General features: G+C 35.2%; 20 protein-coding genes. 15 read left to right on the top strand and 5 right to left on the bottom strand.

The window, feature by feature from the left end:
• Positions 1–71: 71 nt before the first annotated feature.
• From CPHY_RS15075 to CPHY_RS15055, 6 genes are all read left to right on the top strand, one after another.
• Positions 72–416: a GIY-YIG nuclease family protein gene (locus CPHY_RS15075; RefSeq protein WP_012200922.1), complete on the top strand. Its 345-nt coding sequence runs from the start codon at positions 72–74 to the stop codon at positions 414–416.
• Positions 417–578: 162 nt separating this feature from the next.
• Entirely contained in the window at positions 579–1,181 is a 603-nt protein-coding gene (locus tag CPHY_RS15070; RefSeq protein ID WP_012200921.1) for a helix-turn-helix domain-containing protein, read from the top strand.
• A 291-nt stretch (positions 1,182–1,472) separates the two neighbouring features.
• Positions 1,473–2,738: a cytochrome P450 gene (locus CPHY_RS15065; protein WP_012200920.1), complete on the top strand. Its 1,266-nt coding sequence runs from the start codon at positions 1,473–1,475 to the stop codon at positions 2,736–2,738.
• Between the two features lie 451 nt (positions 2,739–3,189).
• Positions 3,190–3,771 carry a hypothetical protein gene (locus CPHY_RS15060; RefSeq protein ID WP_012200919.1) on the top strand — a complete coding sequence of 194 codons (582 nt, stop codon included), beginning with the start codon at positions 3,190–3,192 and terminating at the stop codon, positions 3,769–3,771.
• Between the two features lie 52 nt (positions 3,772–3,823).
• Positions 3,824–3,925 carry a zinc-ribbon domain-containing protein gene (locus tag CPHY_RS22695; protein WP_081428556.1) on the top strand — a complete coding sequence of 34 codons (102 nt, stop codon included), beginning with the start codon at positions 3,824–3,826 and terminating at the stop codon, positions 3,923–3,925.
• 397 nt (positions 3,926–4,322) lie between these two features.
• Positions 4,323–6,104, top strand: coding sequence for a hypothetical protein (locus CPHY_RS15055; RefSeq protein WP_041703715.1), 1,782 nt, complete (start codon positions 4,323–4,325; stop codon positions 6,102–6,104).
• A 317-nt stretch (positions 6,105–6,421) separates the two neighbouring features.
• Here the strand turns inward: CPHY_RS15055 and CPHY_RS15050 are convergent, their stop codons facing one another.
• Positions 6,422–7,951 carry a putative polysaccharide biosynthesis protein gene (locus tag CPHY_RS15050; RefSeq protein ID WP_012200917.1) on the bottom strand — a complete coding sequence of 510 codons (1,530 nt, stop codon included), beginning with the start codon at positions 7,949–7,951 and terminating at the stop codon, positions 6,422–6,424.
• Positions 7,952–8,492: 541 nt separating this feature from the next.
• On the opposite strand from CPHY_RS15050, the gene nifS reads away from it, so the two are divergent.
• From nifS to mnmA, 3 genes are all read left to right on the top strand, one after another.
• Entirely contained in the window at positions 8,493–9,689 is a 1,197-nt protein-coding gene (nifS, locus tag CPHY_RS15045; protein WP_012200916.1) for a cysteine desulfurase NifS, read from the top strand.
• Between the two features lie 51 nt (positions 9,690–9,740).
• Complete coding sequence (gene nifU, locus CPHY_RS15040) at positions 9,741–10,181, top strand: Fe-S cluster assembly scaffold protein NifU (protein WP_012200915.1); 441 nt, start codon at positions 9,741–9,743, stop codon at positions 10,179–10,181.
• Between the two features lie 319 nt (positions 10,182–10,500).
• Complete coding sequence (gene mnmA, locus CPHY_RS15035) at positions 10,501–11,574, top strand: tRNA 2-thiouridine(34) synthase MnmA (RefSeq protein WP_012200914.1); 1,074 nt, start codon at positions 10,501–10,503, stop codon at positions 11,572–11,574.
• Positions 11,575–11,773: 199 nt separating this feature from the next.
• On the opposite strand, the gene CPHY_RS15030 is transcribed toward mnmA, so the two are convergent.
• The 4 genes from CPHY_RS15030 to CPHY_RS15020 are packed head-to-tail and all read right to left on the bottom strand — an operon-like array spanning position 11,774 to position 15,261.
• Positions 11,774–12,373, bottom strand: coding sequence for a nucleotidyltransferase family protein (locus tag CPHY_RS15030; protein WP_012200913.1), 600 nt, complete (start codon positions 12,371–12,373; stop codon positions 11,774–11,776).
• 32 nt (positions 12,374–12,405) lie between these two features.
• Positions 12,406–12,576, bottom strand: coding sequence for a hypothetical protein (locus CPHY_RS21805; RefSeq protein WP_157668732.1), 171 nt, complete (start codon positions 12,574–12,576; stop codon positions 12,406–12,408).
• A 30-nt stretch (positions 12,577–12,606) separates the two neighbouring features.
• A complete protein-coding gene (locus CPHY_RS15025; RefSeq protein WP_012200912.1) occupies positions 12,607–13,431 on the bottom strand; it encodes a histidinol-phosphatase HisJ family protein in 825 nt (274 codons plus the stop codon).
• A 45-nt stretch (positions 13,432–13,476) separates the two neighbouring features.
• On the bottom strand, positions 13,477–15,261 hold the full coding sequence (locus CPHY_RS15020) for an Rqc2 family fibronectin-binding protein (protein WP_012200911.1): 1,785 nt from the start codon (positions 15,259–15,261) through the stop codon (positions 13,477–13,479).
• Positions 15,262–15,617: 356 nt separating this feature from the next.
• Between CPHY_RS15020 and CPHY_RS15015 the strand changes: the two genes are divergently transcribed.
• From CPHY_RS15015 to CPHY_RS14990, 6 genes are all read left to right on the top strand, one after another.
• Entirely contained in the window at positions 15,618–16,511 is an 894-nt protein-coding gene (locus CPHY_RS15015) for a rhomboid family protein (RefSeq protein WP_012200910.1), read from the top strand.
• Between the two features lie 17 nt (positions 16,512–16,528).
• A complete protein-coding gene (pyk, locus tag CPHY_RS15010; protein ID WP_012200909.1) occupies positions 16,529–17,953 on the top strand; it encodes a pyruvate kinase in 1,425 nt (474 codons plus the stop codon).
• Positions 17,954–17,972: 19 nt separating this feature from the next.
• Positions 17,973–19,178, top strand: a complete 1,206-nt coding sequence (locus CPHY_RS15005; RefSeq protein WP_012200908.1) for an ABC transporter permease — start codon at positions 17,973–17,975, stop codon at positions 19,176–19,178.
• The gene (locus CPHY_RS15000) at positions 19,165–20,319 is read left to right on the top strand and encodes an ABC transporter permease (protein WP_012200907.1); all 1,155 of its coding nucleotides are present in this window, start codon (positions 19,165–19,167) and stop codon (positions 20,317–20,319) included. Before CPHY_RS15005 ends, CPHY_RS15000 begins: the two co-directional genes overlap by 14 nt.
• A gap of 119 nt (positions 20,320–20,438) precedes the next feature.
• On the top strand, positions 20,439–21,836 hold the full coding sequence (locus tag CPHY_RS14995) for a hypothetical protein (RefSeq protein ID WP_012200906.1): 1,398 nt from the start codon (positions 20,439–20,441) through the stop codon (positions 21,834–21,836).
• A gap of 103 nt (positions 21,837–21,939) precedes the next feature.
• Positions 21,940–22,248: a hypothetical protein gene (locus CPHY_RS14990; protein ID WP_012200905.1), complete on the top strand. Its 309-nt coding sequence runs from the start codon at positions 21,940–21,942 to the stop codon at positions 22,246–22,248.
• Positions 22,249–22,274: the final 26 nt, after the last annotated feature.

The raw sequence follows: 22,274 nt of genomic DNA, 5'->3' as shown, positions 1-22,274 counted from the left end.
AGACAGTGTCTACGGAGCGTGGATTGCTCAACTTATTTTTCCTTGTTATCTTTAATATGAGGTGAAATAATATGGATAGTGTGAAAAAAAAGGAACTTATTGAAGAGTATAAAAATAGACGTCCGGAAATGGGCGTCATATCCTATCTTTGTAAAGAAACAGGAGAATCATTTTTAGGTATCTCAAAGGATACAAGGGCAGATTTTAATAGTAACAACGCAAAACTTGCAGCAAATTATCATCCTAACAAACGGATGCAGGAACTCTGGAATAAATATGGACAGAACGGATTTGAGACTTCAGTTATTAAGATACTAAAGTACGAAGACCCTCGCAAAAACCATACCGCTGAATTAGAAAAATTAAGAGAGCAATGCTTTGCAATAGACAATAAGGCAAGTAAGATCTGGCTCTAATTAGTTCATGCAAGCAGTCGTAGGGAATCTGGATCCATGATATCCTAACGGAGTTTAAATTGTGTTATAATCGGCTCGAAGACTTAGATACCGCTCCTTTCATCAGAAGTAAAGAAGTAACTTTTGATAGGTTATCATATCAAAAGTTTGGAGGTGGCTTGTATGGATTGTGAGAAAGTCGGAAAATTAATAAAACAGCTTCGTAAGGAACATGGTTACACCCAACAACAAGTTGCCAACGCTTTAAACATTTCAAATAAAACGGTTTCAAAGTGGGAAAATGGTTTTGGGTGTCCAGATGTATCTCTTCTTGGCGAATTGTCGATTGTACTTGGCGTAGATTTGGAACAAATGTTAAAAGGAAAACTCAGAATGAATCAGTTCGATAACGGGAATATGAAAAGGGTAAAATTTTATGTATGTCCATTCTGCGGTAATGTTCTAACTGGCACTGGTAGTGGTAATATTTCCTGCTGTGGAAGAAAACTTACACCACTTATACCCAGGATGCACCTTTCAGAGCATACTTTTACCATAGAAGAAATCGATTTGGATTACTATGTTTCTTCTAAGCACCCAATGAGTAAGGAACATTATATTACTTTTATTGCTTGCGTGGGAACGGATAAGGTATTGTTAAACCGTTTATATCCTGAACAATCCTGCGCTGTGCGTATTCCGCTGTCATTTCACAAAGGTATTTTATATGCATATTGTACGGAACACGGTTTATGGGCGATGCCAATGGAATTAGAGAACGAATAATGCAAAACGAATAAGCAAAATGAATAATGCAAAACAGAGTAAGATATTACCGTTGGGGTGATATCTTTTCTTTTTATGAAAGATTGAAATTAACACTATACGATTTGATGCGAATCCAATGAATTAGGAACTTCCTAAAACATGAATAATTTATTAATATGGTGGAATTATTATCCTATCAACATAAAGCTTAAAACAATGATTGACTATAAAAATTCGTGCCTGTGCTATCTCTTAAAAGTATTCAAATGCACAGAAATGGAGAAAAATTGATAGGAGTAGATAACGGAAATGATAGTGAAAAAACAGATTCCACGCGATAAATGTATTGATAACACATTTACTCTATTGAAGGAAGGATATCTCTTTATCCAAAACAGAACGGAACGATATTCCTCTGATGTATTTGAAACACGCTTACTAGGAAAAAAAGCAATTTGTATCAGTGGAAAAGAAGCACCAAAGCTATTTTACAATCCAATATTAATGAAAAAAAAGGGAGCTTTGCCTAAGAGAATTCAGAAAACACTTTTTGGAGTAAATGCGATTCAAACGATGGATGGTCGGAGGCACCTTCACAGAAAGAAACTATTCATGACAATCATGAATCAGGAAGAGCAGGATCGGCTATCAAAGATTACAACAGAAAAGTGGCAAGAGGCTATTAGCAGATGGGAAGGTGCTTCACGGGTTGTTCTCTATGATGAAGTGAATCGTATTTTGTGTCAATCAGTATGTGAATGGGCCGGAGTACCATTACCAGCCTCCGAAGTTAAATGTCGTGCGAAGGATTTTAGCACAATGGTGAATACTTTTACTGCTATCGGACCGGAGTATTGGAAAGGAAAAAAAGCAAGAAAACGGACTGAAAAGTGGATAAGAGGTATCATAGAAGCTACCAGATCAGGCAAATTAAGGCCTGGAAGAAATTCAGCGCTCCATCAGATAGCCTACTACAAGGATTTGGACGGGAAACTGCTGAGTACTCAAATGGCTGCAGTGGAACTTATTAATGTATTACGTCCAGTAGTTGCAATTTCAACATTCATTACCTTTACGGCTGTTGCATTATATGAGCACAGAGAATATATTAAAATATTACGATCCAGTGATGAAAATATGCGCGAAATGTTTGTACAGGAAGTAAGACGCTACTATCCGTTTACTCCTTTTTTAGGTGCAATTACAAGGAAGAATTTTATGTGGAAAGGATACAACTTTAAAAAAGGTACGCTTGTAATCCTTGATGTTTACGGTATAAATCATGATGCGCGGATATGGGAAAATCCTTATAAATTCAGACCGGAGCGATTTTCCGAGAAGAGGGAGCATTTATTTGATTTTATCCCTCAAGGTGGTGGCGATCCTTCAAAGGGACACAGATGTCCGGGAGAGGGGATAACAATAGAACTTATGAAGTTAAGTGTAGATTTTCTGGTAAATAAGTTAGAATTTAAAATCCCAGAACAAGAATTAAGATATAGTCTTATAAAGATTCCATCCTTACCTAAGAGTGGATTTATTATGAGGAAAATTAAAACTCGCACTTCTATGTAAAATGTTTTCCATAAGTAAATAGAAAGTGTTCCAAAGGATAATAGATGGTATTGCAAAAGGATAATAGAAAGTATTGCCAAAGGATAATAGAAAGTGTTCCAAACAAAGGATAATAGAAAGTGTTCCAAACAAAGGATAATTAAACTACCTCATTTCTAAGGTAGATAGTGATAAGAATAAATAGAAAAAGAGTGGAAACGACGGTTTGAAATAATGATCAGAACCGTCGTTTTTTGTGTGTCAGTAAAGTGCAAACTCATCATTCCATAGCTCTACATATTTGGGAACAATTCCATGAAAGTTTGTGAAGACTATATAGAATTTGGTATAGATTTACAGAAAACAATAAACATGGTAATATATAGAAAATGACTGCGGAAATGTTTAAAAAATATTAAATTTTAACCCAAAATTATGACAGACCTTATTTTTAATTAAAGGAGAAAAGTATATGCCAAGTGTTGAGAAATTCAAAGAATCGTTAACTCAATTCCAAGTAGAGGATAATATTATAAAGTCTATCAATTCAGGTTATGAAGAATTAGTTAGTAGCAGTCCTAAGAAACAAAAAGCAGCCTATTTTAAACAAGCTATTGATATTATGGATGATAATATACCTTTAGATAAGAGTCGTGAAATCCTAGAATGGAATGCATGCTGTAAGGGCGGGGCAAGAGAGAAGGCATCGATTGCATTTCGAAATGAAAATAAAGAATTATCTTTAGAAGAAAAGCTAAAAAAGATTACTAAGGTCCCTAATATGGGAAAGCCTCTATTGAATAAAGACGGTACAATTACTATACATGCAGTAGAATACTGGGATGGTGATAGATTTGCATGTGCTTGTTCAAATTTTAATAAATTAAAACGTGATTATCCTGTTTCGAAAAACTATTGTTTCTGTTGTGGAGGACATTTTAAATATCATTATGAGATAATGCTTGGTTTAACGTTAAAAGTGAAAGAAGTTATATCCTCTCCGTTAGATAGTGAGGGCAAAAATTCTTGTGTTTTTCTGTTTGAGGTTGTATAAGTTATTTTTGTAGATAAATCGCAATATCATAAAATTAGCGATCGGGGGAAATATGTACTGTAGGAAATGTGGCGTAGAGATTCCAAATGATAGTTTATTTTGCTTACAATGTGGTGCTAACGTGATACAAGGCGAAGATATAAGGAAAGCATAACATTACTATTTGAACGAACATTACTTGACAATAAAAATAGTTGAAAGGAGGGGTTTATACCCTTCTTTTATGTTGCTAAGTGATACAATTTTAACCTAAGCCAAAATTCACATTGAATAATTGTACATTCCTTATATAAGAGAACCCAATAGTTTATCATTTTGCTATAATAAATGAAACTTCACTATATCTGAATTGGTATCCATAATAAAAGAAATTAACATCCACTACCACTATGATAAGAATGAATCCAAAACAATTTCGAGAATTAGGGACAATGTATCAGAAAATAGGATTGACTCAAATGATAAAAGATAGTAAAATTATGGTAATACAAGTAGATAAGGAATACGCCATACAAAAGATATCGGGGGGAATAATCATTGGAGGGTTGAGTATGAGCAAGTATTCCAGAGAAAAGGTGATTCAAAGGATAAAGAGCAGTGTTTATTCGAATGCGAATCAACTAAACATGGAACAGTGCTATCATGTTTGCGCAAATAAACAAGTATTTGATGAACTTTTAAAAAAGGAATGCCAAATAATCTTTGGTAGAAGGGGTACAGGTAAGACGACAACTCTCAAAGCATTTACCCATTATGTCAATCAAGTGAGAAAAGCAGAGCATCCGGAAGATTCTTGTTGGTACGTAAGATTGGATGAATGTATTCCGAATAGCATTGAGATATTGAGTGGAGCATTAGAAGATAATATAGCATATTGCGTACAGAATATGTTGTTAGAATTTACAACATTTTTAATGAATGAATTTACGCAAAAAGAAAAAACATTACGTCCAAAGCCAAAAAAATTTGGTCAGGTTGAGGATGATATATTAAAGTTAGCCCAACTTATTGAAGAAGGTAAGAAGAAAATAAAGCTGTTGACAGGATCAGAAAGTTCGCAACATACCAATGTAAAAGAGAATGAGTTTAACTTAAGTGCGGATACCAGTGAGCTGTTACAAACGAATAATTTTTTATCAAAACTTCTTTCGATGAGATTTTCTTTTGGAAAAAAAGCTGGTCGAGAAATTAGAACGACGAAGGATAAACAGTATGTTTATCGTATTGATATCAATGAAATAAGAAGAAGTATCGAAAAGATAATTAAGACTATGGGATATCGTACTCTATACATCTGCATTGATGAGTTTACTCAAATCGATAGAGATACCTCAACAACGATACAGCCCAAAGTAGCCCAAGTATTGAAACAGTTGTTTTTTAGCTCAAGCATTATTGTAGTAAAGATAGCTTCTGTTTGGTCAGAATATCGCATGCAAACGAGACAAGAGTACGGTTTTCGAGAAGGTATTGAACTTTCTCAGGATATCTTTAAGCATAATAGCATTAATTTTGATAGTATGTTTGATTATAACAATGAGAAAGCACATCAATTCTTTAAGGATGCAATGCTAAACTACTTTCTATTTGAAATGAAACATGAGGAATTTATTCAACTACCAAATGGCCTAATCGTATCACCAAGAATCGTGATGACAGAAGAGGAGCGAAATGGTTTATCAAATTACCTTGTAGAACTCTTATTCTCAAAAGATAGTTTTAAACATCTAATTTGCGGTTCACAAGGTATTCCAAGAGTATTTGGTATTTTGTTAGTGGCCTGCTTTGATAAGCTAAAAGAGGTGAGGAAGGAAAAGGTAACGGTTGAAATTGTATTTGACTGCATTATGGATAATTATTTTGATGAGGTAAGGCAGTCGATACCGGACTCTTCGGAAATATTCACCGGAATGGAAGCACATATAGGTAAGACAAAAAATCGCTTTTTCCTTTTAAGTATTATAGATTATAATACTGCAGCTTTTTATTTTGATCGGTTAGTTGCTGTGAATGCTCTTTATGAATATACGAGTAAGGTAATCCCAAGGGAGTTAAGAAATACTTATAAGCTTTATTGTGTACACTATGGGAACTATCTTGATAGCTTTAAACGTGGGATGTCGAAACTAAATAATGATACAATGGTTGGACAGGGATATTTATTCCCTAAGTTTCCAGATGATATGATAACAAGTCCTCAAAAATATGTATTCATGCTACCAGAAAAATTATTAGAGGAAGCGATATTCTCCATTTGTAAAAAAGAAATTAGGAAGGAGAGCATAAGAAATTATTCCGATGTAAAGACAGAAGATATTAAAACACCTGAGTAAAAAGATAGTACTGTTATGTCCTTGTAAAAAAAAGAGATAGTTTGTTACTCCTTTCAATTGAAAGAATAACAAACTATCTCTTTTAAATTATGTCGTTTATTGTTACAATAGGGATATTGTATTTATCTATAGGTTATTAAATTAACCTACTTATATAGCTTGTAACCGAAAGGATACTCATCAATATAGTGTTAAGGGAGAAAAAATCTGCAACATCCGATATAAAATGGAATTAATTTAATAACAAAAAGTTGGAATATGTAATTTAGCATTTACATATCCCAACTTTTATGATAGAACCAAATGTAAGAGTTTATCTAAGTTATTTTCCATTCACCCATCTTAATCGCATTCGTTGCTTTTAGTAAATACAAAGTAATAGCGGTAAGTGCGAATGCACATAAGACAATTAAGGCAACGTCAGGTATCTTAGAGACCGTTTTAAGAAATAGATAAGCACGGTAGAAGACGGAGCAAGCGAAAAAGGTAATTATACCTGGTTTTAGCAAAGAATTAATCGCATCAAATTTAAAAGGTATGTTCTTTACCACAATAATAACATCAAGTGCAGTGGTTAATAATTGGCTTATTAAAACACTGATTAAATATCCATAGATACCGAACTTTGGTATGATAAGGGCAAGCAATATAATACGAAGGGATAGCCCCGCTACCGAGTTAAGGAAAGTTAAATGAGCTTTACCTAATCCATTTATGATACTACTTAGTGTTGTCGCAGTATAAAGAAATGGGCAGAGCCAAGCCATTACCACCAGGTAAGTTCCAGCTTCCTCAATATGGAACACAGACATTCCCAAAGGCGATCCAAAGAACAGGAAAAATCCAGTGCTAAAGATACCTAGGATAAGGCTGTATTTGATGGAAACTGAGACGGTATGTGCAATAAGTTTCGTATTCTGTTTCGCAGAAGCTTCCGAAATTGCTGGAAGTAGTAAAACGGAGAGGGAGTTGGTTATCGTCGATGGGAATAGCAAGAAAGGAATTGCCATACCATTTAGGATACCAAATAAGCTTAATGCCTCAGAATCGGATAACCCTGATTTTTGAAGCATGGCAGGTATTAAAATTGCCTCAAAGCTATGTAAAACACTGATAAAGAGTCGGTTTGCAGTAAGAGGAACGCTCATTTTTGCTAGTGCGTGAAGAAAACGGCTTTGGTATTGGTTTTCTACCCCCTTAGAAATTTTGGGTTCTTTTTTTTGTGTGGTTAATGAGATTAGATTATAAATATTCGATGCAATCTCACCGAATACGATACCAGCAACCGCAAGTTCACAAGTAGCTTTTATTTTACCTCCGCCAAAGTAAAGTGCGGCAAAATAAACGAATCCTACTCGGATAATTTGTTCAACCAGCTGCGTTAGTGCAGGGACACCAGCCTTTTTTAATCCAAAGTAATAACCATTAATACATGCGGTGATACCGCAAAATGGAAAAACATAGGCAAGTATGCGAAGGGAAGATGCAGTCTCTGGATGAAGCAAAAGTTTAGTTGCGATTAAATCACTTGAGTTATAAATGATGATTGAGATAATGGAAGCTATCGTTACAGATAGTAAAATCCCTGTTTTTAAAACTCGTTTTGCGCTTTTGGTACTGCCTTTTGCAGCTTCTTCGGCAACAAGCTTTGAGATTGCTGTTTGAATTCCCGAGGCATAAATAGTAAAGCAGATACCATAGACAGGAAAAATGAGCTGATATAGACCAAGGGCTTCAGCACCCAAAGCCTTTGACAAAAAGATTCTATAAAAAAATCCAATCAGCCTGGTAAGCAAACCTGCAAACGTGAGAATGAGGGTCCCTTTGATAATTGTATTTTTACTCATGTGTACAGTCTCCTCCTGGATGTCTGGCACAGTGGAATTATTAAAATATATTCAAAAAGTGCAAAGATATACGTTGTAGAACAAAGTTGATGTGACAAGGTCACAAAATGTCATAAATCTTTTACTACAGGGATTGACAAACCGATTAACTGGGGGTAAAATGACGATATCATAGTAAATCACTAGGATATAACCGAATTGTCGAAAAAAGACAACATTGTCAGAGAAATACCGACAGGAAATAGTGAAGACCTTGGCATTTCTTTCACAAGAGAATCATCGATGCGTAAAATATATCAAAAGCTTGTAGTGTGTTACTTCGCAAGAATAGTGATAAGCATGATAATCCGAAGCTGTATAGTGATGAAAATTCACTGCAGAGTGGAAAAGTGATGGTTTGATATCTGAAAGATGATAAAAGAGAGCAAATGTATTAGTCATATCGTATGATTTCATATCATATGGAAATAATAGAAAAATGTTTATAGACAAAAATAAGTCAGAATAAACTAAAACAGGTTAGAGAAAAGAGGAGATCGGAATGGGTAAAATGATTTATTTAGATAATGCTGCTACCACTCAGACCAGACCGGAAGTAGTAGAGGCCATGTTACCATATTTTTATGAGAATTATGGGAATCCTTCCAGCGTATATGAAATCGCGACGAGAAGTAGAAAAGCAGTAACAGAAGCAAGAGATATCATTGCTAAGACCATAGGCTGTGAGAATAATGAGATTTATTTTACCGCTGGTGGATCTGAGTCTGACAACTGGGCGATTAAAGGTGTTGCAGAAGCTTATCGTGACAAGGGTAATCATATTATTACATCTAAGATCGAACACCATGCGGTTTTGCATACTTGTGAGTACTTAGAGAAACTTGGGTTTGAAGTTACTTATCTCGATGTGGATGAAAGCGGAATTGTAAAGCTTGATCAATTAAAAGCTGCGATTCGTCCAACCACTATCTTAATATCAATTATGTATGCAAATAATGAAATCGGTGCGATTCAGCCTGTAAAAGAAATTGGTGATATTGCGAAGCAGCACAATATTTTATTCCATACGGATGCAGTTCAGGCTTTTGGACAGTTGCCAATCGATGTGAAAGAACTTGGTATTGATATGTTAAGTGCCAGTGGTCATAAATTAAATGGACCAAAGGGAATTGGTTTCCTCTATATTAGAAATGGCCTTAAGGTACGTTCTTTTGTTCACGGCGGCGCTCAGGAAAGAAAGCGTAGAGCAGGTACTGAAAATGTACCAGGTATTGTTGGATTTGGTAAGGCAGTTGAGCTTGCAGCATCCAATTTAAAGGAAAGAACCAAGAAGGAAATAGAACTTCGAGACTATCTTATTGAGCGAGTATTAAAAGAAGTTCCTTACACTAGATTAAATGGACATAGTAAGAATCGTTTACCAAATAACGCAAACTTAAGCTTCCAATTCATCGAGGGAGAATCTCTATTAATCATGCTCGATATGCAAGGAATTGCAGCATCCAGTGGTTCAGCTTGTACTTCTGGATCATTAGATCCTTCTCACGTTTTATTGGCAATTGGATTACCACATGAAATTGCACATGGCTCATTAAGATTAACTCTAAGTGAGGACACAACAAAAGAAGATATCGATTTCACAATCGATCAGATAAAAGAGATTGTAGATAAATTAAGACAGATGTCACCACTGTACGAAGACTTTATGAAAAAGTTAGCAAAGAATCGTGCAGAATAATTTGATAGATTAACATACCAAGATATTAGAAAAGAAAATGGAGGAACAGTTATGTATACAGAAAAAGTTATGGATCATTTTCAACATCCTAGAAATGTTGGCGAATTAGAAAATGCGAGCGGTGTCGGAACCGTTGGTAATGCTAAGTGTGGAGATATCATGAGAATGTACCTTGATATTGATGATAACCAAGTTATTCAAGATGTAAAATTCAAAACTTTTGGTTGTGGCGCAGCAGTAGCAACAAGCAGTATGGCAACAGAATTAGTGAAGGGTCTTACTGTACAAGAGGCTTTAACAGTAACAAATAAAGCAGTAATGGAGGCTCTTGATGGTCTTCCAGCAGTTAAGGTACACTGTTCCTTATTGGCAGAGGAAGCAATCCATGCAGCTCTTTGGGATTATGCTGAAAAGAATGGTATTCAAATTGAAGGTTTAAAAAAGCCAAAGAATGACATTCATGAAGAAGAGGAAGTAAACGAAGAGTATTAATTCGAAATACGAATCATCAAGATATGCATTAAACAACAATGTATTAAAGCAAGATGTGATGCTCACTAGCTCATCTTGACATGTAACAACAAGGTGCTGTTTTCAATCTTAGGATAGAACAGTGCCTTGTTGATTTTTTTATTCACGACAGGGAAAAGTTTGCAGAGCGTACTTTTTCTTGTATGAGCCTAGCAAATGCTTGCATTTGTTTGTATTATAGTGGTATTGTAAGTAAATAGGTTTGAGGTAGAATTTTGCCTGCGTAATCCACGGTACAAACTTCGGATGCGAGGAAAGATACGTAGAAATGAGGTAAAATATGAAAAAAGTTGTAGTTGGTATGTCTGGAGGGGTAGATTCCTCAGTAGCAGCGTACCTTTTAAAAGAGGCTGGATACGATGTCATTGGTGTTACAATGCAAATCTGGCAGGATGAGGATAACCAAACAGTAGAGGAAAATGGAGGATGCTGTGGCTTGAGCGCAGTAGATGACGCTAGACGAGTTGCTAACTCTTTAGATATTCCTTATTATGTGATGAATTTTAAATCAGAATTTAAGGCTAACGTTATGGATTACTTTGTAAAGGAATATCAGGCAGGTCGTACGCCAAATCCTTGTATTGCTTGCAACCGTTATGTAAAGTGGGAGTCACTACTTACAAGATCATTGCAAATTGGAGCAGATTATATCGCTACAGGTCATTATGCAAGAATCGTAACCTTACCAAATGGACGATTTGCATTAAAGAAATCCGCTACTGCTGCGAAGGACCAGACATATGCATTATATAATTTAACACAAGATCAGTTAAGCAAAACATTGATGCCAGTTGGTGAGTATACCAAGGAAGAAGTACGTGAAATTGCTGCTAAGATAGGATTATTGGTTGCAAATAAGCCAGATAGTCAAGAAATCTGTTTTGTGCCAGATAATAACTATGCAGGGTTTATTGAAGATTATACAGGACAGAAAATCATACCTGGTAACTTTGTAGACACGAAGGGGAATATCCTTGGTAGACATCAGGGAATCATTCATTATACAGTTGGCCAAAGAAAGGGACTTGGTATCGCACTTGGTCGCCCTGCTTTTGTTGTAGAAATTCGCCCTGAAACAAATGAAGTAGTAATTGGAAGTAATGATGACATATTCACAGATCGTTTGATTGCAAATAAACTAAATGCGATGGCCGTAGAAGAGTTTGAAGACGGTATGGAAGTTATCGCAAAGATTCGTTATAATCATGAAGGCTCCAAGTGTACGATTCGTAAAGTATCAGACACTGAAATAGCATGTGAGTTTGAAACCCCTCAACGTGCGGTTACACCTGGACAAGCAGTTGTTTTCTATCAAGGTGATATCGTTGTTGGTGGCGGAACTATTATAAAATAAGAGCATTAAAGGGTATTAAAAAGTTTAAAAAGGTATTTAAAAGCGCATCTGCCTAAAGTTAAAAACTTCTGTCAGATGCGCTTTTTATTATTTAACTGATGAACACAACAAGATTATTGCTACGTTAATAAATAATAAATAGAAGAACTGTATGAGAATTTTTTGATAAATATTTAATGGTAAGATGGAGTCTTATTATCTATTCCCAAGGAATAACTTTTAAATCGGACCATTTGCCTAACCAACTTGCTGTCTTTTTTTCATAAATTTGCTTTGTGATTTGTGATTTATTTGCTCGAACGATTTTACCAAATAAATCATTCAATCCAAATGGAGCATACACTTTAAATTCATTATTATTATCCAACCTAATTCCAATTGCGGAAGCTGTAGTTGGCCATGTATTTATAGCAGATTCAAGGGATGTATATGGCTCAATCGAATAACCAAAATGGTCTTTATACCACAGATGAACCCTTGCTTGATTTTTTACGTCTGTCTCAATTCTTAAAGCTGAATATAATTGCTTTACTTGCATGATAACTCTATTTTCAGATTCAAAATCTAAATTTAAATTATCAAAATAAACAAAATCAATATCTTTTATACCATAATCCAACGGATAATTAGAAAGATAGTTCCAGACTGTTTGTGTTATACAACCTGCCCCGATGTAGTAATTATCTATGTTTAACTGCTTTGCTCGTTTCAAAGCTGTATTAATAATCTCGCTTGACATAATAATATTTTCCAGAGTTTTCATTTGTGTATTAATATCTAAATTATAGCCTTCCAACATTTTAAAGTTGCCCTCCACACGTGCATACACACTTATAGCGTACTTTCAAATACGAATGGTTTTCTTATCAGACAATATCTTGGTACATCTGCCAATACGAATGGTTTTCTTGTCTGACTGTATCTTGGTACATCTGCCAATACGAATGTTTCCTTGTCAGACTTATATCTTACTACATCTGTAAATAAGAATAATTTCCTCATCTGGCTTATATCCAGGTACATCTTTCTGTATTACAACTTCACAAACGTAGGCTTCTTATCCCGGAATACCGTATAATAGCGAAAACCAAGATTCGTTAATAACTCATTGGCTACTGTAAAATCATAAGCTATATGTTCTGGCTTATGAGCGTCAGAACCAATTGTTAGGATCTCACCGCCTAATTCTAAATAGCGTTTTAAAATCTCTGCTTTTGGATGAGGATTTGAAAGCTTGTATTTAAAACCAGAGGTATTACATTCAATACCGATTCCATACTCAATAAGAGCTTTTAAACATTCATCCAGAATATCCTTATAATCAAGATAGTCATAAGCCTTTAGAGTATCTGGTATATAGCGGATAATGTAATCAAGGTGTCCATATACCTGGAATCCTTGATAATATTTGGCATTATGAGCAATGGACTGAAAGTAAGCTAGTATACCTTCTTCTGTTGTAGTCGTTGTCCAGAATTCTTTATAATAGGGATCAATATTTTGCAGTACATGAGTAGACCCTATAACAAAATCAAAAGGATAGGTGGATAATAACGAATTATAATATTCACGTACCTCTTCTTTTTGTTCTGGTTCATTTCTAAGACCTAGCTCAATTCCAATTAAAAGCTCAATTTGATTTGCATAGCGTTTTTTTAATTCTTGAAGATGTGTTATATAATCCTCTGGAGAAAATGTAAAGGTACCCTCATCTCCATGCGGAAAACGATAATCCATGTGATCTGTAATGCAATAGGTGGATAAACCCAAAGAGATAGCACGCTCTATCATGGATTCGGGGCTGTAATCAGAGTCGGTAGAAAAGTTTGTATGGGTATGAAAATCAGCAAGTATCATGAGGAAGATCCTTTCTCAAACGTGTATTATATTATAGCCCATGATCTAGTCTGAGACTAAGGTTAAGGAACTAATATCTGGTATTGCAATAAGGGAGTAGTTAGTGTAATAAACAACAAAACCTGGTTTCCCTTTACTTGGTTTTTTCACATTCTTTTTTTCGGTATAATCAATTTCAACCTTTTCGTTTTCTCTACCCTTAGAGTAGTAAGCAGCAAGACTACCAGCTTCTTCAAATACACGGTCTGGAAGTTCATCTCCGTTACTTTTTACAACTACGTGAGAACCTGCGATACCTTTCGCATGAAACCACCAGTCATTTCCGATAGCAAAATCAAAGGTAAGTTCATCATTTTGATAATTATTTTTTCCAACATACATATGGTAACCATCGGAGGAAAGATAATGGAATGGTTTACTTGTTATCTTTGTTTTCTTTTGCTTATTCCCATTCTTTCCAGACTGCTTTCCATCTCCTCGGACGAAATGTCGCTTAATATAGCCATATTCAATTAATTCTTCTTTTAACTGAACAAGGTCATTTTCTGCAATCGCGATATCAAGGGAGGTACGAATGGAATCTAGATGTTTTAAATCTTCTTCTGTTTCAACAATTAATTTACTGAGAGCTTCATACGTACGTTTTAATTTGCTATATCGTTCAAAATAAGCCTTTGCGTTCTCAAGAGCTGATATCTCTGGATTTAATGGTATGTCTAAGTCCTCGTTGGTATAGTAATTTAAAACCGTGATTGACTTATCTCCAGGAGCTGCTTGATACCCATAAGTAGTTAGTAATTCACCGTAAACTTTATATTTATCTTTTTTTTCTGTATCTAAGAGTTGCTTTTTTTGTAAATCATATTTTTTTGACTCACGTTCAATTGCATTTGCAACAATTTTACGCAGGTCTGCTGACTTTTGACGGATACGTGTTACCGTATTTTTGGAGGCATAGAAGTCCTCTAATACACCAGAAATACTATCATAGTCACGCTCTTCGTAACCATCTGCACTTTGGTAGCATGTGAGTGGAATACTAGAAAATTCTACAGGTTCTTTCCCGCGATAGACGATGTTAGGAGTATATTCTTTTGATTTGGTAACTTCCATTACTCGTATAAAATTCTGGAAGAGATGGTAAGTTAAATCTTCACTTAGGCTTGCAGTGGAGGCTTCAGAATCAATGCTTGATCGATAACATATCTCATTTGCAAGAAGTGGACTAATTCCAGTTAGCGTACTATAGAGTGCTTTTCCAATCGACATAGGCTTCGACATTACTTGATTTTTAAATTCATCAAAGCTAATAATTGTAGGATCTAATTTTTCCATTGTTTTAGGAATGAAATATTTCCTTCCAGGTAACACTTCTCTTACAGAGCTTACAAAGCTAGAGATATGTTTGATACTATCAATTACTGTAAATTCTTCATCGCAGAAGATAATATTACTATGTTTTCCCATAATTTCAACGATAAGGTATTTTTTTCGTAAATCCCCCATCTCGTCTAAATGTTCGATTTCAAACTGTATAATACGTTCAAAATCAGGTTGGGTGATAGAGAGTATCCTCGCACTATTTAGATGCTTACGAAGGAGCATACAAAAGTTAGGAGCATTTAAAGGATTTTGTTTACTTTGCTCCGTTAGATAAATGAGTGGAAGTCCCGCAGATGCAGATAAAAATAGCTTATATTGATCGTAATTTTTAATTGTAATTACAAGCTCGTCCTTTTCTGGCTGGCTTATTTTCACTATACGCCCACCAACAAGCTTTTCATTTAATTCATATAATAAATTGGATATCACAAAACCATCAAATGCCATATTAACCTCTATTCTGGCGCAATAGCGCCTCTTTATATCAATGTAAAAATGAGCGTTTAGAGATACTCATTAATATTATTTATAAAAAGTATATTGGAGCACTAAATATTTTTAACACAAATCTTAGATAAATACTTGAATAATATGTCTTAAGTATTATACCATAAAATTTTTTAACATGCCATATTCCGGCGATAAAATAATGTATACTACCAGTTTCAGTCAAAGTTATGAGTGTAATCAACATAAAGTGAAAAGATTATTAAGATGTTTTAGTTTCGTTTGACAAGCTTAGCGTGAATACATATAATAGTGTGAGGATAGTGGCAGTACCGAATAGGAAAATGGAGGTTTATATGAAATTTTTAAATAAAATTGAAAGAAAATTCGGCAAATATGCTATTCACAATCTTATGAATTATGTGATAGGCTTATATGTTGTAGGTTTTATAATCACTCTAATTAATCCTTACCTTAAAACTTACCTAAGTCTCGATATTGACAAAGTATTGCAGGGACAGGTATGGAGACTGGTTACCTTCTTAATTCAAGTACCATCTATTAACGGTTTTAACTTGTTTTTCTTCTTAATCCAGATGTATCTATATTATTGGATAGGAAGCTCACTTGAACGCTCCTGGGGAGCATTCCGTTTTAACCTTTATTTTTTCAGTGGTATCTTGTTTAATATTCTTGCTACCGTAATAATTTATGCTGTTACCGGAAGTAGTGTTCAGTATGGGCTAACTTATATTAATCAAGCAATGTTTTTTGCCTTTGCAGCATTATATCCAAATGTTGAACTTTTACTCATGTTTGTTCTTCCTATCAAGGTTAAGTATCTTGGTTATTTCTATGCAATCGTATATGGTTATGAGGTCTTTTTGATTGTGAGAGCAGGAGGAACAGGAGTATTTGAGGGTATTGCGATGGTTTTAGCAATATTAAATTTCCTAATATTCTTCTTTGCTACTAGGAATTACAGACGAATATCTCCAAAGGAATACAAAAGAAGAGCAAATTACAAGCGTCAGGTACGAAAAGCTCACAATCCAGATAATGTTATTCAGTTTCAAGGCAGGACTACTGTTACGAGACATAAGTGCGCGGTATGTGGCAGAACGGAATTAGATGATGAAAGCCTAGAATTCAGATTTTGTTCCAAATGCGACGGAAATTATGAGTACTGTATGGATCACTTATATACTCATGAACATGTGCATCGAGAAGACAGAGAACAGGACAGTTAAAGAGAGGAATTTAAAAGATGCAGAAAAAAACGAAAATTGTTTGTACCTTAGGGCCAGCGACTTCAACCGAAGAGATGATTAAGGAATTGTGTTTAAGTGGAATGGATATTGCGAGATTGAATTTCTCACACGGAAATCATGAAGGTCATGGTGAAATGATTGCTAAAATTAAGAAGGTTCGTGAAGAATTAGGTCTTCCAATCGCGATTCTTCTTGACACAAAAGGACCAGAGATTCGTACCGGACTTGCGGAAAATGGTAGAGAGTTTACCCTAGAAAAAGGCGAACAGGTAATTGTAACAACAGAGGATGTTCCTTGTAATAGTTCAATTATCAGTGTTACTTATAAAAACCTTCCAGAGGACGTTGTGGTGGGAGGATCAATCTTAATCGCAGATGGTCTGATTGAGTTAAAAGTTAAAAAAGTAGAAGACGACGAAAAAGTAATCTGTGAAGTTGTTAATGGTGGTGAGCTTGGTAGTAGAAAAGGTGTAAACCTTCCAAACGTAAAGCTTAAGCTTCCAGCAATCACTGAGCAGGATAGAGCAGATATCATCTTTGGTATCAATGAAGGAGTTGACTTTATCGCAGCTTCTTTTATCCGTAATGCAGAAGCGATTCGTGAAATTCGTGGTATCATTCATGACTGCAATTCTGATATCGCAATTATTGCGAAAATCGAGAATATGGAAGGTATGGAAAACCTAGACGAAATTATTGCAGAAACAGACGGAATTATGGTTGCTCGTGGTGACCTTGGTGTAGAAGTAGAGCCAGAAACTCTTCCATACATCCAAAAGACCATGATTCAAAAATGTAATGCGGCATTTAAGCCAGTTATTACAGCAACTCAGATGTTAGATTCTATGATTCGTAATCCACGTCCAACTCGTGCAGAGGTTACAGACGTTGCGAATGCGATCTATGATGGAACAGATGCTATCATGTTATCTGGAGAAACAGCTGCTGGTAAATATCCTATTGAAGCAGTACAGATGATGGCGAAGATTGCAAAAGAAACAGAAACACATTACGAGTCTATTACATGTAACGAGAGTGAATTTGTACCAGGCAGCGAAGATGTTTCATGCGCAATTAGCTATTCCGCAGTTGCAACAGCTGGACGCCTTGATGCTAAATTAATCATTGCTTCTAGCTTCTCTGGTTATACCGCTCGTTTGGTTTCAAAATACCATCCAAAGTGTCCAATCATTGGATTATCTCCTTTAGATCGTACACTTCGTAAGATGCAGATTTACCGTGGTGTTCAGCCATTAAAGGTAGATGAAGTGAATTCTACTGACCATCTTTTAGATGAAGCAGTGAAGACGGTAAGTAAACATGGCTATGTAAATGTTGGTGATGTTGTGATTTTAACAGCAGGTGTACCAGCTGGTAAGTCAAGCGTAACTAATATGATAAAAGCGGTTATTATTGACTAAACAACCGTAGGAGGCATTCATGTGGAATTTAATGAAAAAGGACCTCAAAGTTTGGGGTCAAAATAAACAAATATGGATGTTTCTAATTGCTGTGCTTATTATGTTTATAATAGGCACTGCTTTTTATGTGTCCGAGGAACCTGCCTCACCGAAGGCAGGCGTATCCATCGGTGTAATTGATAAAGACAAATCAGAATATTCAACTCTTATGGTATCTTATTTTAAAGACAATAAGGTATTCTCCCAATATATAAGTGTTATAGTGGGGGAAGAGAAGGAGATAAAGCAAAAATTTGAGGATGGAGAATTAACAATGTATTTGTTAATCCCACCAAATTTTGCAGAAAGTTTAATTTATATTGAAAACACTCCGATGCAAGCTGTGATAAGTAAGGAAGATACCACAAAAGCTATTATCTTAAAAAACATGCTGCTCGGTTATGAACGATACATATCTGCAGTTGAAATAAACTGCGTCGCATTATATGACATGATGCAGGAGGCATCCATGCCACAAAATCTTATTGACTCTGAAAATTTCCGTATTTCCTATGATTTAGTATTTACTGCTCTTGGAAGAGAGAACTTTTTTGATTATATTGAAAAACAGGATGTTGCAGGAATACCATTACGTACGTACTATACCTATGAAGCATTCTTCCTTCTTTTATCCTATCTTGCTGTTTTCGCAGGAATGGATCTATTAATCGAGCGAAAAAATGGTATCATATCTCGTCTAACTACAATGGGTACGAAAGTTACAACCGTGGTGTTAGCCAAGTTCATCTTATATCAGGGACTTTTTTCTGTGCCAGTACTTACATTCTACGGTTTGGGGCAGGTTGGTTTGTTTCCTAAAACTAGTTTTTCTGAAATTGTATTTTCTATCTTATATTTTGGTACCACAGTATTGGTATTTTTATTCCTTGGAACCTTATTTCAAAAACTACCGAATTACTTACTGGTAGCGAATGCTTTGATATTATATTGTGCCATTATTGGTGCTGGACTAATTCCTCTTTTCTATTTACCGGATGCTATGAAACAATTGGCAAAGTTGTCGCCAAATTATTGGTTTTTAAATAGATGTTTTACTTTGCATCTAACTGAGAAGACTCTTTCTCTACTTTTTATTCTTGGTATGGTGCTCCTCATAATATTCCTAGTACTTTGTATAGGATTTGTTTCTCGAAGAAAGGAGGGGATGGTACGTGAAGATATCTAAAACCTCTATGATGAAAGATATATTAAATCGTATTTCAATTTCTCTACGGTTAGTACTTCGAGATAAGGGAACTGTTATCGTATTTTTACTTTCCGTCCTTAGCTTTTTCTTAGTTTGTAATTCGTTAAATCAAGCTGCGACGAAGCAGAGTAGGATTCCTATTGGGGTAATTAATCTTGACGTAAAATCGGAGAATGGAGTAGAAGTGCCGTCGGAAAGTTCTTTGAGTTTAGCCCAGAATCTACATAGCGTGGAATCGTTTCTAGTGATAGAAAAAGATTTTGATACGTTAGAACGAATGTTACAAAAACGTGAAATTTATTGTTTTTATATCATTAACAAAGGCTATGAAGAAAAACTGAAAAATGGTGATTTGACTCATCTAATTACAACACATCAAGTAAGAGGAGACCTATCGGTATCAATTTTTTCGGATATCTTTGCCGGAGAGATGATGTATCAGATTTGTACGGAACGTACCGCATCTCGCTTTGCAGCAATCTTAAAGGACAAAAGCGGTGAGGCGAAAGAGGACTTTTATCGATATGTAAAAGAGTTAAGGGAAAATGATGAGCTTGAATTTCAATTTGATATTACGCTTTCCGATACAACAAGTGGGCAGGAGATGTTTGAAAACTTAGATAACAGTCTTATCTACCGACAAGTTATAGCGGGTCTTTTTGCTATCCTACTTTCCTTTGTCATCATGTTTTCTTATACCTATGTATGTATGGAAAGAGAACAAGGAATTGAAAAAAGGGTAAAGATATCGATGATTTCTAGATGGTCAAAAGACCTTGGCACAATAGGAAGCGTCCTCATCTTATCGCTTATCCTAAATGTAGTTTTTATTTCCTGTGTATGCTATTATGCAAAATTACCGCAGGCATTTGGCAGGTTATTACTCTTATCCATAGTATTTGCTCTTATGATATCGCTGTTATTTTTATTCATTACAAAAATCGTACATAGTTTCATTGCATATCAATTGTTTGGCGCTATCACGGTTTTAGTACTTGGAGCAAGCGGATTCCTTTCTTTTTTAGGGATGGTATTAAAATTTGATTTCTTAAATGTTTTTAAATTTACACCAAACGGGTGGTTTATTGAGAAATTTGTTGATATAATAATCAATATCTAATTTAGGATTCTAAAACTCGTTAGAACTTAGATTACGTACTGTTGTATACGATACACACACTTACTAATTAGTTAGATGGTAAGATATAGAGATTTTGAAAGAATGGAGATAAATGCAATATGTTAAATAGAAAACAGATAGAGCAGGAAGTACGTAAGGGAAAACAATTAGAGGTACATTTACCAATGTCGTTAAATCATATTTCCTCAGATTATTATGCTTATAGTGGTATGAGCTTTGCTATGCATTATTATAATGTGTATGAAATGCTTGTATCTGGTGAATGCTCAAAGGGGGCTAAAAATCACATTCTCAAGGTAAATGACATTGTCTTAAGTACGGTGCTTGCAGAGTTTGATGCCATTAAGAGAGAAAAGGGGATTAAGAAGTTACATGAACTTCGCACCTCAATACTTTCTATTATGCAAGGTTTGACCTCTTATGCGGACTGTTTTTCGTTGTATGAATATATGCTAAATCGTATCGAGCCAAACTATAAGAACGACTTAGAAGACATTGATGTCGAAGCAGAAGTAAAGGAACTTGTTTCCGTGATTTTTGCGAATGAAGATAAACTGGTAATAAATGAGAATATTCGTGGTATGCTTTCCCAGTTGCCAGTTCGTATGACGAAGAATAGATTCTATGATATGTTAAAAGAATGTCTCTCGATCTATGAAGGTAGTGAAGAGAGTACGGTAGAAGATTTTATATATATGCTTCGTTCTGCTGCAGGTATCTATAAACCGGAACATAAGGAAGAAGATTTTCCACAGCTTATGGAGGCTGTGAAGCGTTTTGAGAATGCAGATTATCAAAACCTTAGTGAATCTGAGTATAAAGAATTAGAAACAGTACTTAGTGATGCTACTTCTCTCATACAAGTTGAGACAGAGAGTTACTATGCGCTGGAAGAAGCAGTAAACGCTCTTTATAGTGTATTGTTAAATGAAGTGTATGCGCTGGAAGAAGCAGTAACCACAGGTAACTTACTAAAGGGCATAGTGAAAGAGATTGCAATGCTTTTACAAAAGAAGCAGTTTACCGCAATCCCAGAAGACTTAGTAGACGAATTCTCGGTAGTAGAAGGAAAAATAGAGCAGTATTTAGATCGTGTTATAGAAGATGAGGCTTTGATTGATTTAATTAAAAATGATCACAAAGACCTTGCACAGGCACTTATGCTAAAGCAACAGTTAGAATGTCTTGTATTATCTCAAAGCTTAGTTTCCAATTCCTTATTTATTGAATTAGATAAACAGCGGAATGGAAAAATTGCAGACAAGTCATTTCTAGAAAAAAGATGGAGTGAACTTGTTGATGAATTTAGTAATGCGTTAAGTGAAGGAAATAAGTTAATGAATCGTGCACGTATTGCAGCAACATTAAGGGAGATGCCTGTACTTTTTAGTAATTCTACAGAAGTTAGAGATTATATGAGAAATTCCTTAGCAAGTTGCCGTGATGTAGCAGAGCGCGTTGCTAGTGTTTCTCTTCTAAAACAGTTACTAGATTAAAGTATACGATAATATATCGCATAATAAAATCTGCTGTATTTTTAATAGGAATCTGTGTTATAATTTAGGGGATAACCAAAAAGAGGAAGAGGATGAGGAGAACATGATTCAATGGAATGAAAAATTGTATTATGGCGAATCCATCAAGAAAAGGCATAGGCGAATGATTTATGCGATTAATCATGGGAGAAAAGCTCCCAATATCTATTGCATTATCTTTGCTTCCAATGACCAAAATCTATTCGAAATCATACCGGCTAGCCATTTAAAGCTTCCTCACATAAAAAATAGTGAAGTTCATATCCTTGGATTGGCTTATAATATGGAGGAGGCCAAGGAAGTTGTAATGCAAATGCTTGTAGAAATTTTCAAGGCTACCGGAGATTTTAAGGTGCGAGAGTATTTTGCTTAGCAATTTGCTATGATAAGCATATAAGA

Origin of the sequence: Lachnoclostridium phytofermentans ISDg (assembly GCF_000018685.1) — a bacterium.
Lineage (GTDB): Bacteria > Bacillota > Clostridia > Lachnospirales > Lachnospiraceae > Lachnoclostridium > Lachnoclostridium phytofermentans.
The sequence above is the reverse complement of the archived record's forward strand: the minus strand, read 5'-3'. Positions and strand labels throughout refer to the sequence as shown.

Excerpts from the sequence above, each read along its gene's own strand:
- CPHY_RS15075 (WP_012200922.1), top strand. The coding sequence starts at position 72 with ATGGATAGTGTGAAAAAAAAGGAACTTATTGAAGAGTATAAAAATAGA.
- CPHY_RS15070 (WP_012200921.1), top strand. The coding sequence starts at position 579 with ATGGATTGTGAGAAAGTCGGAAAATTAATAAAACAGCTTCGTAAGGAA.
- CPHY_RS15065 (WP_012200920.1), top strand. The coding sequence starts at position 1,473 with ATGATAGTGAAAAAACAGATTCCACGCGATAAATGTATTGATAACACA.
- CPHY_RS15060 (WP_012200919.1), top strand. The coding sequence starts at position 3,190 with ATGCCAAGTGTTGAGAAATTCAAAGAATCGTTAACTCAATTCCAAGTA.
- CPHY_RS22695 (WP_081428556.1), top strand. The coding sequence starts at position 3,824 with ATGTACTGTAGGAAATGTGGCGTAGAGATTCCAAATGATAGTTTATTT.
- CPHY_RS15055 (WP_041703715.1), top strand. The coding sequence starts at position 4,323 with ATGAGCAAGTATTCCAGAGAAAAGGTGATTCAAAGGATAAAGAGCAGT.
- CPHY_RS15050 (WP_012200917.1), bottom strand. The coding sequence starts at position 7,951 with ATGAGTAAAAATACAATTATCAAAGGGACCCTCATTCTCACGTTTGCA.
- nifS (WP_012200916.1), top strand. The coding sequence starts at position 8,493 with ATGGGTAAAATGATTTATTTAGATAATGCTGCTACCACTCAGACCAGA.
- nifU (WP_012200915.1), top strand. The coding sequence starts at position 9,741 with ATGTATACAGAAAAAGTTATGGATCATTTTCAACATCCTAGAAATGTT.
- mnmA (WP_012200914.1), top strand. The coding sequence starts at position 10,501 with ATGAAAAAAGTTGTAGTTGGTATGTCTGGAGGGGTAGATTCCTCAGTA.
- CPHY_RS15030 (WP_012200913.1), bottom strand. The coding sequence starts at position 12,373 with ATGTTGGAAGGCTATAATTTAGATATTAATACACAAATGAAAACTCTG.
- CPHY_RS21805 (WP_157668732.1), bottom strand. The coding sequence starts at position 12,576 with ATGAGGAAATTATTCTTATTTACAGATGTAGTAAGATATAAGTCTGAC.
- CPHY_RS15025 (WP_012200912.1), bottom strand. The coding sequence starts at position 13,431 with ATGATACTTGCTGATTTTCATACCCATACAAACTTTTCTACCGACTCT.
- CPHY_RS15020 (WP_012200911.1), bottom strand. The coding sequence starts at position 15,261 with ATGGCATTTGATGGTTTTGTGATATCCAATTTATTATATGAATTAAAT.
- CPHY_RS15015 (WP_012200910.1), top strand. The coding sequence starts at position 15,618 with ATGAAATTTTTAAATAAAATTGAAAGAAAATTCGGCAAATATGCTATT.
- pyk (WP_012200909.1), top strand. The coding sequence starts at position 16,529 with ATGCAGAAAAAAACGAAAATTGTTTGTACCTTAGGGCCAGCGACTTCA.
- CPHY_RS15005 (WP_012200908.1), top strand. The coding sequence starts at position 17,973 with ATGTGGAATTTAATGAAAAAGGACCTCAAAGTTTGGGGTCAAAATAAA.
- CPHY_RS14995 (WP_012200906.1), top strand. The coding sequence starts at position 20,439 with ATGTTAAATAGAAAACAGATAGAGCAGGAAGTACGTAAGGGAAAACAA.
- CPHY_RS14990 (WP_012200905.1), top strand. The coding sequence starts at position 21,940 with ATGATTCAATGGAATGAAAAATTGTATTATGGCGAATCCATCAAGAAA.